The sequence below is a fragment of the Sorangium sp. So ce119 genome (assembly GCF_051524405.1).
Taxonomy (GTDB): domain Bacteria; phylum Myxococcota_A; class Polyangia; order Polyangiales; family Polyangiaceae; genus Sorangium; species Sorangium cellulosum_G.
The window spans coordinates 6,723,092-6,737,755 of sequence record NZ_CP150310.1 but is presented as its reverse complement, the minus strand read 5'-3'; the positions used below and the strand labels follow the sequence as shown (position 1 = coordinate 6,737,755).

Sequence of the window (14,664 nt, the reverse complement as noted above, 5' to 3'; positions counted from 1 at the left end):
CGTCGCTGCGGTACCCCGGGCGGCATGCCCGATCTCCAGTCCGTCTCTCCCAGCAAGGTCGCGGTCGTGGGCGCTGGCAGCGTCGGCGCGACGATCGCTTATGCCTGTCTGCTCCGCGGCGTGGCGAAGCAGGTGGCGCTGTTCGACGTGAACCGGGCCAAGGTCGAAGCCGAGGTGCTCGACCTGAACCACGGCCTGCAGTTCGTCCCGGTGGCGACGCTCGAGGGCAGCGATGACGTCGAGGTCTGCCGCGGGGCGCACGTGGTCGTCATCACCGCCGGCGCGAAGCAGAAGCCCGGGCAGAGCCGGATGGACCTCGCCACGGCGAACGTCGCGATATGCCGCGAGCTCCTGCCGCGGCTGCTGGCCGTGGCGCCGGACGCGCTCTATCTGCTGGTGACCAACCCGGTCGACGTGATCACGTATGTCACGATGAAGCTGACGGGCCTCCCGCCTGCCCGCGTGATCGGCAGCGGCACGGTGCTCGACAGCAGCCGGTTCCGCTTCCTGATCGCCAGGCAGCTCAACGTGGCCGTGCAGAACGTCCACGCCTACATCGCCGGCGAGCATGGCGACAGCGAGGTGCCGCTGTGGAGCAGCGCGAGCGTCGCGAACATCCCGCTGGACGAGTGGTCCGTGCCCGGCCATGGCAAGCTCGGCGCGAGCGACAGGACGGCGATCTTCCATGGCGTGAAGAACGCCGCTGCCCAGGTGATCTCCGGCAAGGGCGCGACGAACTACGCCATCGGCCTGGCGACCGCCAAGATCCTGGAGGCGCTGCTGAGGGACGAGAACCGCGTGCTCCCCGTCAGCAGCCTGCTCAGCGGCTACCGCGGCATCGACGATGTGTGCCTGAGCGTGCCGTGCATCGTGAACCGGTCTGGCCTCGACTCGCAGCTCCCGATCCCGATGAGCTCCGAGGAGGAGGCCGGCGTCCGCGCCAGCGCCGACACGATCCGCAAGGCGATCAGGTCGCTCGGGTTCTGACGGGACCGGGCGCGCTCGCGGCCGATCCGGAGCTCACCGGATCCTGCAATAGCCCGGGAAGCTCGCCGGGATGCCCGCCGCGTAGGGCCGCGGCGTGACCTTGTACGGGTGGTCCTCGAGGAACTGCCAGCTCGACGCGGCGATGCCGGACGGGATGCGGTGTCCGCCGCCGCTGTCGCAGTCGATGGCGAAGCCGCCTTTCGCCTTGATGTCGTCCTCGAACGCCGCGCTGGCGCGCGCGAAGTCGATCCCGACGACATCGGAGCCCTCGGCGCCGTGGACCCCCATGACGGCGGGCGGGTTGGCGGCGTCCTGGAGCGCCGGGGTGCCGAAGCCCGTCGTGCCGCCCGAGTACGTCACGACGCTCGCGACGTAGCTGGATCGCGCGTACGCCATGTACGCCGCCTGGAGCCCGCCCGCGCTGAACCCGAGCGAGTGAATGCGGCGCGTGTCGATGTTGCGCTGCTGGATGGCGCACGCGAGCGCCTCATCGGCCGTATTGAGATCTCCCACGTACCACACGTTGTTGCCCGTCGTCCGCGTGCCGTCCTCGCCGCCGTGACCGTCGTACGCGTTGGGCGCGAACACGACACCTCCGCGGCTCGTGATCTCGTCGATGGCGGCCTGTCCGAGGCCGGTCACCGCCTCTCGCGGCCTGGAGCCCGTGGCGTGCCAGTAGACGACCACCGGCGCCGGCGTGGCGGACCGCGCGCCGGCCCACACCTGCACCTCGCGGCCGCGGAACGTCATCGTCCCGGTGGCGATCGTCGGACACGCCTCCCGGGCCGCCGGCAAGGCGCTTGGCGCGCTCGCGCCGTCCGAGCCGCCGGCGCCGCCGCTGCCGCCGCTGCCGCCGGTGCCGCCGCTGCCGCCGCTGCCGCCGGTGCCGCCGGTGCCGCCGGTGCCGCCGGTGCCGCCGCTGCCGCCTGCGCCGCCGCTGCCGCTGCCGGTCGTGCCCGTCGAGCCGGACGCCGGCGTCCCGTCGCCAGTCACGGATGAGATCGTCGGGCGGGTCGTGCCCGTCGCGCAGAAGTTGAACGTGACCGAGGCGCCGGACGCGATGCGCGCGTTGCTCGCGGTTGGCGTCGCTGTCAGGAGTGTGCCGCTGGTCGAGAACGCGGCGCCCCAGGACCTGGTCACCGTCGCGTTCTTCACGTCGGTGACGACGCTCCAGGACGTGGTGGGGCTCGCGCTGTCGTTCGTCACGGTGACGGCGGCGCAGTAGCGGCCTCCCCAGAGTGGCTGGTATCTCAGCTCGGCCGAGAGGCCGCTCTCGGCGGCCATCGGCGACTCGTCGCCCAGCTCCGCGTCGCCGGCCTCTCCAGCGACGCACGCGCCCAGCGTCGCGAGCAGCCCGGCCAGGGCGACGCGCGCGAGGAGGTGTGTGCCTGCGCGTCCTGCCTCGACCGGGCGCGGGCTCGACGAGCCGGCGGCTCGCTCGTCCCTTGCTTGACGCTGCTCGTCGCTCCCGCTCCGGGACTGCGGACGTCGATGCGACGAGAGCTTCTGCGAGGGTGCAAGGTTCATGAGGATCTCCTTCGTCCTTGTGATGCTGAGAGCACGCGGCTGCGCCAGGCGCTGAACGGCCCGCGCGCGATGCGCGACGCGAGCACCCCCGGGAGCAGCCGCGAGCTTCCTGAGAGAGAAGCTGGCTCAAGGCCGCGATGAGCACATCATAACAGATGCTGAGTTCTCCGTGAGCAGATGAGTGTCTCTCAGGTCCGAATTGTCTGCAGCTTTGCCTGAAGTTTCCACGGCGCATGCAAACGGTTCGCACGGTGTGAGATGCGGACTCCGATGACAGCATCGTTGTGTGTGGCGCTATGTTGTGTAAAGTTTCATGAGCGCGATCCGATGCTGTGTTCTTGCTTTCAGTTGGCTTCCCGTGCTCGCGGGCGGGCCTGGGACGAAGAGCGCGGCCGCACGAGCGCTCTTGTTGTCGTTCCGATCATTGGGCCACTCACCGTGCGAGATTCTGTGGTTGTCCTGGCGACCATGGGTTGGTTGGTCTCACCGCTTCCGATCGGCTAGGATCGCCCCGGATGACCAGAAACGACCGCTGCAGGGATGGGGTTCAGCGCCGAGCGCGTCGGTGCGCCGCGCTCCTCGCGCTGCTCGCCACCGGCGGTGCGCGTGTCGCCGGGGCCCAGGAGGAGGGCGCGTCACGCGGCGCGTGCATTCTGCTTGCCATCATCGATTCGACGCCAGCGGTGGCCGAGTGGTCCTGGTGGCTATCGGGCGGCGCCGGCGCGACGCTCGGCGGCGCGTCCGAGGGCGGTCTGGGCGTGCTTGGCGTGGGGAGCGAGATGACCACGGGCCTCGCGTCGTTTGGCTCCGAGGCCATGGTTGGCGGACCGATGGAGCTCCGCTGGGGCCCCTGGTTCGGCGTGCACACCGATCTTGACGGCGCGCGTGGCGAGGGCGGGTTGCTCCTCAGCATGGGCCAGGTGCGGCACGCGCGGTGGGGGACCTATGCGCTTCGTCTGGGCGGTGGTCTTGGTGACGACAGGCTCGGGCTCACGCCGCACCTGGCGCTGACGCTCACGGGCGGCGTGCGTCATGTGGAGGGCCGGATCTCGGAGCGCGGCGCGTGCGACTCTCCCGCCACCCCCGTGCCGTCGGCGTTCGCGTCCGGTCTACGCCTCTTCGCGACGACGCGTGCGGGGCTCGGCGACGAGCGCGCGTGGCAGCTCACGTTCGGCGTCGAGATCGAGCCATCCTTTCTGCTACCTCCGCACTCGCTGTCGAAGTGGATCGGCGTGCATCGATAGCCGTCATGGTCTCCCGTCTCCCGTCTCCCGTCTCCCGTCTCCCGTCTCCCGTCTCCCGACCTTCCCTCTCCCGTGCACGTCTGTCGTGCGCGTGCGCGTGCGCGTGCCCGATCCATCCCTCTCCCGTCACCGTGAGACGTGTAGCGGCACGACGGAGGACGGGGAACGCGCACGCGCACGCGCACGCGCACGACAGACGAGGACGGGGATCGGAAGACGGGAGACGGGAGACGGGAGACGGAAGAGGAGAGAGGGAAGAGGCGAGGGACGGTGTTACCCGCTCGCGGGCCCTGTCCCTTGGTCGGACTCCCCCCACGCCACCATCACCGCGCTCGTGTTGTGGAACCCCTCGACGCTCCCCCCGAACTTCGCGATCTGCCCGTAGCACGCCATCCCGAACATCGGATGCGACGCCGCGTTCGGCGACAGGAACGCCCTCACCTCGTCGCGGTACCGCTCGCCGAGCAGCCGCAGCCGCGACGCGCAGTCGAACACCAGCGACCCGGACACCGCCGGCAGCGGCCCCAGCACCTTGGTCGACAGCCCCTTCGCCGCCTGCACCAGCGCGTCGGGCGCCGCGTTCACCACCCGCACGACCTGCCCCCGCGCCAGCCCGCCGGTCAGCACCACCGCGCCATCCCCGCGGATCGCGATCGGCGACCTGATCTTCAGCGCCTCCCCGAACGGCGTCTTCGCCCCCAGCGCGTGCTTCGCCATCGTCTGGAGCAGCCCCTCGCCGCTCGTCCTGAAGCCGAGCCGCGACAGCTCCTCCTCGTACACCCGCGCCGCCGGCTGCCCGTCCAGCGTCCTGAGCACGTTCCGCTCGATGTCCGTGATCGTGAAATCCCGCCCACCCTCCGCGGCCCGGAACCCGTGCACCACGTCGATGTTCACCCGGTGGCGGTGCGTCAGCCGCACCAGGATCGCCGCGTCCGTCAGCGCCTTCCGGCCCAGGAACACCCGCGCCCCCTCGAAGGTCCACCCGTCGCCCGCCGTCCCGCCGAAGACGCGCGTGTGCGGCGGCACACCCTGGCGGAGCGCCGCCACGAGCTCGTCGCCGTCGCACGCGAACGCGTCCGCCAGCACCAGGATCGAGCTCGGCGAGCCGCTGCGCGGGCCGTTGCTCGAGATCGCCTCGTCCATGTCGCTCAGCGCCGCCCGGATGCTCTTGCCGTGGTCCGCCCGCAGCTCGCGCGCCGCCGCGCACGCCACCTCGACGCTCGTGCCGCCGAGGAACGCGCACGAGATGCCGCTCCTGCCGAAGCCGCGCTCCGTGAACGACCCCCCGCCGGTCGTGGCCCCGACCACCGGAAGGCCGGTCGCGTCCTCGACCGCGGCGAGGTACTCCTCGTGCTTCGTCCCGCTCGGCATGGCCACGATCGCGAGCTTCGCCGGCTCCTTCCACTCCGCGACCGTGCGCTCCACCTTGCGGCCCAGCAGCCACGCGTTCCCATCAAAGGGTCCGAGGGTCATCATCTTCATGTGCCGAAGCTCCTGCGTGCCCGGCGCCGGTGCGCGGGCTTCGAGTCCTGGCCATCGCTGACGATACGCGTCGCGGCACGGTGATAACACGCACAAGGGACGCGCCTCCACTGCTGATGGAGGCTCCTGTCCCGTGCGTCCGCTCGCTGTGTGTGGGGAACGCGCGGCGGGCCGGCGGCCGAGCTCGTGCGCTGTGATCACGGCGCGCACCTCCGCAGCGGCGCCCGCGCCCTCACGCGCGCAGCAGCATCGGCTCCCGCTGCCGCACGAACCCCTCCACGAGCTCCCGCTGCTCGCCCGAGAGCCGCACGAAGCGCGCGCCGAACCCGGGCGGGCCCTCCTCCTGCGCCTCGCGCGTCCACTCGACCACCGCCACCGCCTCGAGCTCGCCGCCCTCCGCGAACGGGATCTTGATCGCCACCGTCGTCCCACGCGCCGGCGGCTGCCGGGAGGTCGGCACGAAGATGCCGCCGTGATCCACCACGTCGGCCGCGGGCGCGGTCCGGTAGAAGTTCGCCGGCGACCCCGCCCCGAGCCGCGCCTCGTAGCGCGGCGGCGGCGGCTGGCTCGCCGGGCGCGCCCCCGCGCGGACCTTCTCGTCGAGCGACCGCAGCGCCTGCCCGAGCTCTGAGACCTGCGCCTCGATCGCCCGGATGCCGAACGCGCTCTGCGTCGTCGCCTTCGCGAGCGGCGCCACGATCCGCTCCACCAGCGACAGGTGGTGCCCCACGAACTCCGACACCGATCGATCGGTCTCGACCTTCACGTCGACCCGCGGCTGCGCCACCCCCTTCAGCGCCGTCGACAGCCGCTCGATCTCCGGCGCGAGCCACTGCTTCATCTCGCGCGCCCGCGCGTCGCCCGCCTGCGCCACCGCGGCCGCCTTCCCGATCGCCCCGCGGATGCCCTCGAGCTGCTCGCCCAGCATCGACAGCGTGCCGGTCACGCGCACGACCGGGTCGTCCTCCTTGCCGCCCATGCGCTTGATGCGCACGAACCCGCTCTTGATCGCCTCCCACCGCGCCTTCTGCTCGGGCGTCATCCGGCCGCGCAGCTCGGCGAGCTTCAGCAGGTTCTGCTCGGCGCCCGTCGTCAGCGTCTGCGACTCGCTCACGTAGTGATCGTCGATGAGCCGGTCGACCTCCGCCGGCGTGTGCGCCGCGACGACCTTCTCGGCGAGCTTGTTCATGTTCCGGTAGCTGCCCTGCAGCTTGAACGGCGGCTCGGTCCGGAAGGCGTCGTCCTGCGACGCGCTCCGGATGTACTCCAGGTTCACCGAGAGCAGCACCCGCTGCACCTGGAAGAGCCGCTCGAACACCGCGACGATCTCCGACACCTCCGCCGCCGAGTAGGCGTGCTCGAGCTCCGTCGTCGCCACGGCCTCGCCCTGCGCCATCCGGAGGAGCCGGTGCGTGTCGCCCGGCGCCCGCCCCGAGAGCGGCGCGAGCGTCGGGTTCGACGTGAGCGCGTTCTCCAGGTAGCTCAGCGCGAACAGCGCCTCCTTGCCGTCGAGGATGTCGCCGAGGTTGTACGTGTCGGCCCGGTTCGACAGCATGTCGGGGATCTGGAACCGCGCGCCCGACTCCGTGTACGGGTTGCCCGCCATCACCACGCAGAACTTCTTGCCGCGCAGGTCGTACGTCCTCGTCCGGCCCCGCCACACGCCCTCGATCCGGCGCTGCCCGTCGCAGAGCGAGATGAACTTCTGCAAGAGCTCCGTGTTCGTGTGCTGGATGTCGTCGAGGTAGAGCATCACGTTGTTGCCCATCTCGAACGCGAGGTTGATCTTCTCGACCTCCTGGCGCGCCGTCGCGTTCGGGGCCTCGGCGGGGTCGAGCGACGTCACCTGGTGGCCGAGCGACGGCCCGTTCACCTTCATGAACACGAGCCCGAGCTTGCTCGCGACGTACTCCATCAGCGTCGTCTTGCCGTAGCCGGGCGGCGAGATGAGCAGCAGCATGCCCATCAGGTCGGTGCGCTTCACGTCGCCCGCCGCGCCGAGCTGCTTCGCCAGGTTCGCGCCGACGAGCGGCAGGTACACCTCGTCGATCAGCCGGTTGCGCACGAACGACGTGAGGACCCGCGGCGCGAACTCCTCGAGCCGCAGCCGCTTCCGCTCCCGCTCCGCGATCTCGCTGCGCACCTTGCGGTAGGCGCGGTAGCGCGGCGCCCTGTCGTGCAGGAAGTCCTCGATCCTGCTCAGGAATTCGTCGAGCCGGAGCGCGAGCGCGCGCTCCCGGATGCGCGGGTGCTGGCCGAGCAGCCCCTCCACGCGCGCCTCGGTCACGGCCCCGCTGGGCTCCCGCTCCAGGTGCCGCTCCGTCACGATCACCACCGCCGCCTCGAGGGCGAGGTGGCTCAGGGGCGCGCGCGCGGCGTCTCTCGAGACGAACCCCCTCAGCCAGGCGAGCGCGAGCTGGAGCCGCTCGGCCGGGTGCTTCTCGAGCTGCCGGAGGTCGTCCTCGAACGCCGCGCGGCCCCCCGCGACGTCGAGGTGGGCAAGGAGCGCGTCGCGCAGCGACAGCGCCGCGTCGCTCGTCACGAACCGCACGCGCTCGGCCGCGAGCTCCTCCACGAGGTAGCGCGCCGCCACGCGCACCTCCGCCGCGGTCGGCTCGAGCCGGTGCGCCGCCGCCGTCGCGCGCACGCCCTCCGCCAGCTCGGTCGCGAGCGCCGCCCGCGCCTCGCTCTCGCCGAGCTGCGCCGCGAGCCGGCCCAGGCTCCGCGCCCGCCGGTGCGCGAGGTCCCGGGCGCGCGCGTCGAGCCCCGCCCAGTGCAGGCAGCCGAGCGCCCGCGGCGCGCTGCCGAAGCGGAGCAGCCCCGCCGTGGCCCGCAGCGCGAGCAGCTTCTCCAGGATGAGCGCCGCGTCCGCGTCGTGGACGCCGCGCTCGTAGCCCTCGTCGTGCCGCCCCTCCGCGTACGCGCGCACCGCGGCGAGCAGCCCGCCCGGGCCGATCGCCGCCTCGCGCAGCCGGTCGATCGACATTCCGCACAGCCCGTGCCGCCCCGCCTCGGCGTCCGCGAGCATCGAGCCCGCGAGGAACTCGCCCCGGTACACGTCCGGGGTCTCGCTCGCGAGCTCCTGGCCCCAGAGGTCGCGCGCGCTCTCGAGCGCCGGGTCCTCGATCGGCTCGAAGAAGTCGGTCCCGGTGAGGTGCAGCGCCAGCCCGTCGCCGCGCGGGACGAGCGTGAGCTCGAGCGGCTGCGTGCTCACGTTGAACCGGTGGCGGCCGAGCTTGATGACGTCGCCGCCGCCCTCGAACAGGTCCTCGCGGTCGCGCAGCGCCCGCAGCGCGTCCTGCCGCGCCGACTTGAGCCGCGCCTCGACCTCGTCGCCCTTCACGCTGTCGCCGAGCGCGTGGAGCTCGGCGGCGAGATCGCGGACCTTCGCGACCATCGCGTCGGACGCGAAGTACGTGTTCAGCTCGTCCGCGCTCGCGAACGAGCGCGCCCGCCGCCCGACCCCCTGGACGATCCGGTCCGCCGCGGCCACGAGGTTCGAGACGCGCCGCTGCCGCTCGTCGAGCAGCGCCTGCCGCCGCGCGGCGATCGCGTCGTTGACCTCCTCGCGCTTCGCCGCGAGCTCGCCGAGGAACTCGTCGAACTCGCCGAACTTGCCCTCGAGCTCCTCGAGCTGGACGAGCAGCTTCGACAGCTCCCTGTCGCAGCGCTCGGGCGAGTCGCAGATCGCGATCGCGCTCGAGACGCTCTGGCCGAACACCTTGAACTGCGCGCCGAACTCGGCGCGCCCCTCGGCGCCCCGGAGGTCCTTGCCGCGGGCCGCGAGCGTCGCGCGCGCCCGGTTGAGCTGCGCGTACACCTCGCTGATCCCCTCGAGGATCCGCGTCCGCGCCGTGGGGTCGTCGACCTTGAGGCTCGCCACGATGTCGGCGAGCACCGAGAGGCCCTCGTTCACCGCGTCGAGATCCGCGGCGAACGGCGCGAGCCCGGGCGACTTCGCGACCGCCTCGATCTTCGCGATGAGCCCCGCGAGCCGGTCGGCCAGCGGCTTGAACGCCTGCTCGCCGAGGAGGAACGTCACGCACGCCTGGCTCACCTCGTCGGCCCGCGCGACGACCTCGGCCTCGAGCGCGTCGACGCGGCCGAGGTCCATGTACTTGAGCTCGCGCAGCGTGATGAGGTGCCCGCGCTGCCGCCGCAGGGCGGTGAGCGCCGTCAGGAAGGCGTCGACGCTCGCCGCGTCCTCGGGCCGCACCCCGCCGAGGAGCTGCTTCTGCGCGGCCTCGGTCTCGGCGAGCGCGCTCGCGGCGCGCGCCTTGATGGCCTCGACCTTCTCGAACTCGTCGACGATGCTCTCGGACACGGCCCGGAGCTCGGTCACGGTCGACTGGAGGTCGCCCGCCTCGGCGTGGCCGAGCCAGTAGAAGGCGTCGGTCATCCGCCCGGCGGTCCGGATGAGGTCCTCGAACGTCTGGCGGGTCGGCGACCCGTCCATCGCCGCGCGCCGCAGGCTGAGCGCGTCGGAGATCCCGCGCACGAGGTCGGCGTTGCCCACCTTCGCGAGGTACGAGCCGTCGGTCGGCGCCGACGCCGCGAACTCCGCGGTCATGAACGGCGTCTGCCAGATCTGCATCGGGTGGACGCGCGTCGCCTCGTCGCTCGACGCCCGGAAGATCACCATCTTGCCGTCGTCGAAGAGGCTGTACCCGTGGCACTGGATCGGGGTCGCGATCTCCTTGCGGATCAGGTTGTAGGGGAAGAGCACGTAGCGCCCCTCCACGACCTGGTGGAACACGTAGAGCACGTCTTCCCCGTTGGGCGAGCGGATGACGCGCTCGAAGACGAGGCTCTCGGTGCTGCCCTCGAAGCGCTTCGTCTCGCCGGTGACGAGGTAGTAGCCGTTCGGGAAGACGATGCCCTGGTCCTCGGGGAGGCTCAGGCAGGCGAGGCCGATCGCGTCGATGCGCACGACCTTGCGGGTGCGGCCGTTGTAGACGAGGTAGCGGTACGACGGCTCGCGGAACGGCTTGATCTTGAGCAGGATGAGCGGCCCGAGCCGGGCGTACTGGATGTCGGCGTCGTCGAGCGCCTGGCCCGCGTCGTCGACCGGCTCGCGGTAGATGCCGAGCCCCGTGGTCGTGTTGTTCTCGACCTTGACGGTGAGATCGCCGCCGACCGTCTCGACGAAGATCTCGCCGAGGATCGAGACGTGCGGGTGCTTGCCCTGCACGTGGTCGTCGCGCGTGGACTGCGTCCAGGCGAAGTCGTGGGCGCGCGGCCGGACGCTGTCCTCCTCGCCGCGCGAGTCGAGGTACCGGATGCGCCCTGTCGCGTCGATGCTCCAGCGGAACACCTTCACGTCGCGCTCGGTCGCGCCGACCTGGAAGATGGCGAGCAGCCGCGTGTCGCTGCGCCTGAGCTGGAGCAGCCGGGGCTCCTTCACGTAGCGGTGCAGGTCCTTGAATTCCTTGAGGAATCCAGCGTCGGTAAGAAACGCGTCGCCCTCGTCGAGCGCGACGGGCGTGAGGTCGAAGGCGCCGTCCTCCTTCGCGAAGCGGTGGAGGCTGAAGACGTCGCCGACGTTCACCTCCTTCAGCCCCATGAACACGAGGTAGCCGACGAGCAGCTTGCCCCGGATGCTCACGATGTCGCGGGGGACGCAGTTGTTCTCGGTCCTGACGCGCGCGTTCTCGAGGAGCGCGAGGTCGGCGCCGCCGAACACCTGCTTTCGCCGCGCGTTGAGCGCCTCGGCGCGGCGGCCCAGCTCCTCGGCGCGCTCGACGAGCCGCCGCCGGATGACCTCGTAATTGCCCCCATCCAGCGTATCCGCCGGCTTCGGCGGGGCGGCCTCCGCCGCGCGGGCCGCCCCGTCCAAGGCCCCTGTCGACACCATGCCTGCTCCGTTCGATCGCCTTGTTCCTCGCCTCGACCCGCCCCGCGTCGCGCGAGCCCGGCTTCCCCGCGGCCAGACTACAGCCCTTCTGCCGCGCCCGGGGGACGAGTTGGCGCCTTCGTGCGGCCCGTGAGGGCCGAGCCGCGATGTCAAGACCGAGCGGCCGGCGAGCCGCCCGCGCCCGCGCCGCGCCCGCGCCGCGCACCGCCCGGGCGGATTCCGTGGCGGCGCGGCGCGCGGCGCGTCGCAAACCCGCTGTGGCGAGAAATCCGCTTGCAATATTGCAGTGTTTGCGTTGCGATCGGGCCGGGACGAGGGCGGCCTGCACGCGCGAAAGCGCGGTGCGACACGCGCCCACGCCGTCCCCGGAGGCGCACGTCCATGGGCGGAGGCGCTCCGCGGCATTCCTTAAACAAAGTGACGCTCTTCTGAAGCGGGTTGGGATGGTGGCATCGATGCGCTTGGCAAAGGGACTTTCTTCTGTGGTGCTCGCCCTGCTCGCCGGGCCGCTCGTCGCCTGCGGTGGAGGCGGCGGCGACACGGGCGCGGGCGGCGGCGCGACGGGCACCGGCGGCGCGGGCGGCGCGGGCGGCGCGGGCCAGGGCGGCGCGACGGGCACCGGCGCCGACGACAGCTCCGGCGCCTTCGGCGGCTTCATCACGGTCGGGCCCGCGTCGGGGAGCGGCGGGGGCGATCCGTGCGACGGGCCGGACGCGCCGCCGGAGTGCGACGCTGTCGAGCCTGCGTGCGGCGACGGCGAGACGAACCGGGAGGAAGAGCAGTGCGACGACGGGAACAGCCTCCCCGGCGACTGCTGCTCCGGCGCCTGCAAGATCGAGCCGTACTGCGCCTGCGAGCCGGGGGAGGGGTGTCACACGACGATCGCGTGCGGCAACGGCGCGATCGAGCCCGGCGAGACGTGCGAGGACGGGAACACCGCGGCGGGCGACGGCTGCGACGATCGCTGCCAGCGGGAGCCGGGCGACTGGGTCTGCCCGCGCGCGGGGGAGCCGTGCTACCGGCTCCACACGTGCGGCGACGAGCGCGTCTCCACGGGCGAGGCCTGCGACGACGGGAACACGACGGCCGGCGACGGGTGCTCCGAGGTCTGCGCGCTCGAGGACCCGGACAACATCGTCTGTCCCCTGCCGGGACAGCCGTGCAGGCCGATCGAGCGCTGCGGCGACGGCCGGCTGCGGCCGAGCGAGCGGTGCGACGACGGGAACACGGAGCCGGGCGACGGCTGCTCGCCGACCTGCCTCGTCGAGGCGGGCTGGGTGTGCGCGGACGGCCAGCACTGCACGTTCACGGTCGTGTGCGGCGACGGGCAGATCGGCGTGGGCGAGGGGTGCGACGACCGCAACCGGACCTCGGGCGACGGGTGCTCCGCGACGTGCCAGATCGAGGCGGGGTTCGACTGCCCGCGCGCGGGGAGCCGCTGCACGGCGGTCTGCGGCGACGGGCGGGTCGTCGCCCGGGAGCAGTGCGACGACGGCGGCACGCTGGACGGCGACGGGTGCGACGCGGCGTGCCAGTGGGAGCCGGGCGTCGTGTGCGAGCCCGCGGCCGGCGGCTACATCTGCCGCGACACGGTCTGCAACGACGGCGAGCGGGAGGGCTCCGAGCCGTGCGACGACGGCAACGCCAACCTGGGCGACGGCTGCACGCCGTTCTGCCAGGTCGAGCCGGACTGCGGCGACGCCGGCTGCACGTCGGCGTGCGGCGACGGGCTGCGCCTCGGCGGCGAGGCCTGCGACGACGGCAACACGGCGGACGGCGACGGCTGCTCGTCGGCGTGCGCCGTCGAGCCGGGATACAGCTGCACGAACGTGGTGACGCTGGGCGACGAGCTGCGCGTGCCGATCGTGTACCGCGACTTCAAGGAGGACGCGCCGAACTTCGAGCCCAACACCGACCCGCCGAACGCCCTCGTGCGCGGGCTCGTGCGGGCGACGCTCGGCGCCGACGGCAAGCCGCAGTTCGCGGGGTCGCCGCCGACGGCCGCCTTCCTCACGAACGCGACGGATTTCAACCGCTGGTACAACGACTCGTCGATCTCGAGGACGGTCGTCGACCACCTCGCGCTCCTGCGCGCCGGGGCGTCGGACGTGTTCGTCTTCGAGGATCCCCTGTTCTTCCCGCTCGACGGCCGCGGCTGGCAGGACCCGTTGGTGCCGGCGGCGCAGCGCGAGGCGAGCCGCCTGGCGCGCGATCCGTTCAACGACTGGGCGGAAGCGGGCAACCACAACTTCTACTTCACGAGCGAGGTCCGCTACTGGTTCGAGTACCGCGGCGGAGAGCGGCTCGACTTCTACGGCGACGACGACGTCTGGGTGTTCATCAACAACCGGCTCCGCATCGATCTCGGCGGCATCCACACGCCGATGGGGACGGGCGAGGTCGCCGGCGTGGAGGACGATCGCGGGACGGTGCTCATGGACGAGCTCGGCCTCACCGAGGGGCGCGTCTACGAGGTCGCCGTGTTCCAGGCGGAGCGCCACACCGCGGCGTCCAGCTACAAGCTGACGCTCGGCGGCTTCAACGCGGCCCCGTCGGTCTGCGAGCCGGTGTGCGGCGACGGCATCGTCACGTCCGACGAGCAGTGCGACGACGGCGCGGCGAACGGCCCGGGGTACGGCAAGTGCTCGACGAGCTGCACGCTGGGGCTCTACTGCGGCGACGGCGTCCGGAGCTCCCCGTACGAGATCTGCGACGACGGCACCAACCTGGGCGGCTACGGCTCGGCGGCGTGCGCGCCGGGCTGCGTGGCGGCGCCGCTCTGCGGCGACGAGAACATCGACAGCCAGTTCGGCGAGGAGTGCGACGACGGCGTGAACGACGGCCGCTACGGCGGGTGCACGGAGGAGTGCCTGATCGGGCCGCGGTGCGGCGACGCGCGCATCGACGCCCCCCAGGAGACGTGCGACGACGGCGTGAACGACGGCCGCTACGGCGGGTGCACGCCGGAGTGCGCCAAGGCGTCGGACTGCGGCGACGGCGTCATCCAGGAGGAGTGGGGCGAGGAGTGCGACGACCGGGTGAACGACGGCAGCATGGGCTGCCTCGGCTGCCGGATCGGCGCGGTCTGCGGCGACGGGAGCGTGCAGCGGGACCTCGGCGAGGAGTGCGACGACGGGGTGAACGACGGCGGCTACGGCGAGTGCGCTCCCGGCTGCGTGATCGGTCCGCGCTGCGGCGACGGCGTGACCCAGACGCCGCCCGAGCAGTGCGACGACCGGGTGAACGACGGCGGCTACGGCGAGTGCGCGCCCGGCTGCGTGTTCGGCCCGCACTGCGGCGACGGCGTGCGGCAGGCGCCGTACGAGGAGTGCGACGACGGCAACACGGCGAGCGGCGACGACTGCAGCGCCACGTGCCACACCGAGGTCCAGTGATCCCGGTGGGCCCGTGACGGCGTGAAGCGCGCGGCGGCCTTCTCGGGCCGCCGCGCCGCCGTCACCAGGCCTCGGTCGCGCGGCGTTCTCTCGTCCCCGCCTTCAGATCCCGCCCTCGATTCCCCTCTTCGGTTCATCGATCCCGAGCGCGAGCAGGAACGCGTGGCGTCCCGGA

The 14,664-nt window shown here is 72.3% G+C and carries 6 protein-coding genes; 3 read left to right on the top strand and 3 right to left on the bottom strand.

The annotated features are described in order from the left end of the window. Window positions 1–24: 24 nt before the first annotated feature. Window positions 25–987: an L-lactate dehydrogenase gene (locus WME76_RS25360; RefSeq protein ID WP_437954858.1), complete on the top strand. Its 963-nt coding sequence runs from the start codon at window positions 25–27 to the stop codon at window positions 985–987. A gap of 33 nt (window positions 988–1,020) precedes the next feature. Here WME76_RS25360 and WME76_RS25355 read toward each other — a convergent pair whose 3' ends face one another. Further along, the gene (locus WME76_RS25355; protein ID WP_437954857.1) at window positions 1,021–2,514 is read right to left on the bottom strand and encodes a cellulose binding domain-containing protein; all 1,494 of its coding nucleotides are present in this window, start codon (window positions 2,512–2,514) and stop codon (window positions 1,021–1,023) included. Window positions 2,515–2,987: 473 nt separating this feature from the next. On the opposite strand from WME76_RS25355, the gene WME76_RS25350 reads away from it, so the two are divergent. Then, window positions 2,988–3,758, top strand: a complete 771-nt coding sequence (locus WME76_RS25350; RefSeq protein WP_437954856.1) for a hypothetical protein — start codon at window positions 2,988–2,990, stop codon at window positions 3,756–3,758. A 273-nt stretch (window positions 3,759–4,031) separates the two neighbouring features. On the opposite strand, the gene WME76_RS25345 is transcribed toward WME76_RS25350, so the two are convergent. Further along, window positions 4,032–5,240 carry an FIST signal transduction protein gene (locus WME76_RS25345; RefSeq protein WP_437954855.1) on the bottom strand — a complete coding sequence of 403 codons (1,209 nt, stop codon included), beginning with the start codon at window positions 5,238–5,240 and terminating at the stop codon, window positions 4,032–4,034. A 232-nt stretch (window positions 5,241–5,472) separates the two neighbouring features. Beyond that, on the bottom strand, window positions 5,473–11,094 hold the full coding sequence (locus WME76_RS25340; protein ID WP_437954854.1) for a DNA repair ATPase: 5,622 nt from the start codon (window positions 11,092–11,094) through the stop codon (window positions 5,473–5,475). A 455-nt stretch (window positions 11,095–11,549) separates the two neighbouring features. Between WME76_RS25340 and WME76_RS25335 the strand changes: the two genes are divergently transcribed. Next, entirely contained in the window at window positions 11,550–14,489 is a 2,940-nt protein-coding gene (locus tag WME76_RS25335) for a DUF4215 domain-containing protein (protein WP_437954853.1), read from the top strand. Window positions 14,490–14,664 lie beyond the last annotated feature (175 nt).

What these genes read in the sequence shown, in the direction of transcription:
- WME76_RS25360 (WP_437954858.1), top strand. Translation starts at nt 25, where the DNA reads ATGCCCGATCTCCAGTCCGTCTCTCCCAGCAAGGTCGCGGTCGTGGGC.
- WME76_RS25355 (WP_437954857.1), bottom strand. Translation starts at nt 2,514, where the DNA reads ATGAACCTTGCACCCTCGCAGAAGCTCTCGTCGCATCGACGTCCGCAG.
- WME76_RS25345 (WP_437954855.1), bottom strand. Translation starts at nt 5,240, where the DNA reads ATGAAGATGATGACCCTCGGACCCTTTGATGGGAACGCGTGGCTGCTG.
- WME76_RS25340 (WP_437954854.1), bottom strand. Translation starts at nt 11,094, where the DNA reads ATGGTGTCGACAGGGGCCTTGGACGGGGCGGCCCGCGCGGCGGAGGCC.
- WME76_RS25335 (WP_437954853.1), top strand. Translation starts at nt 11,550, where the DNA reads ATGCGCTTGGCAAAGGGACTTTCTTCTGTGGTGCTCGCCCTGCTCGCC.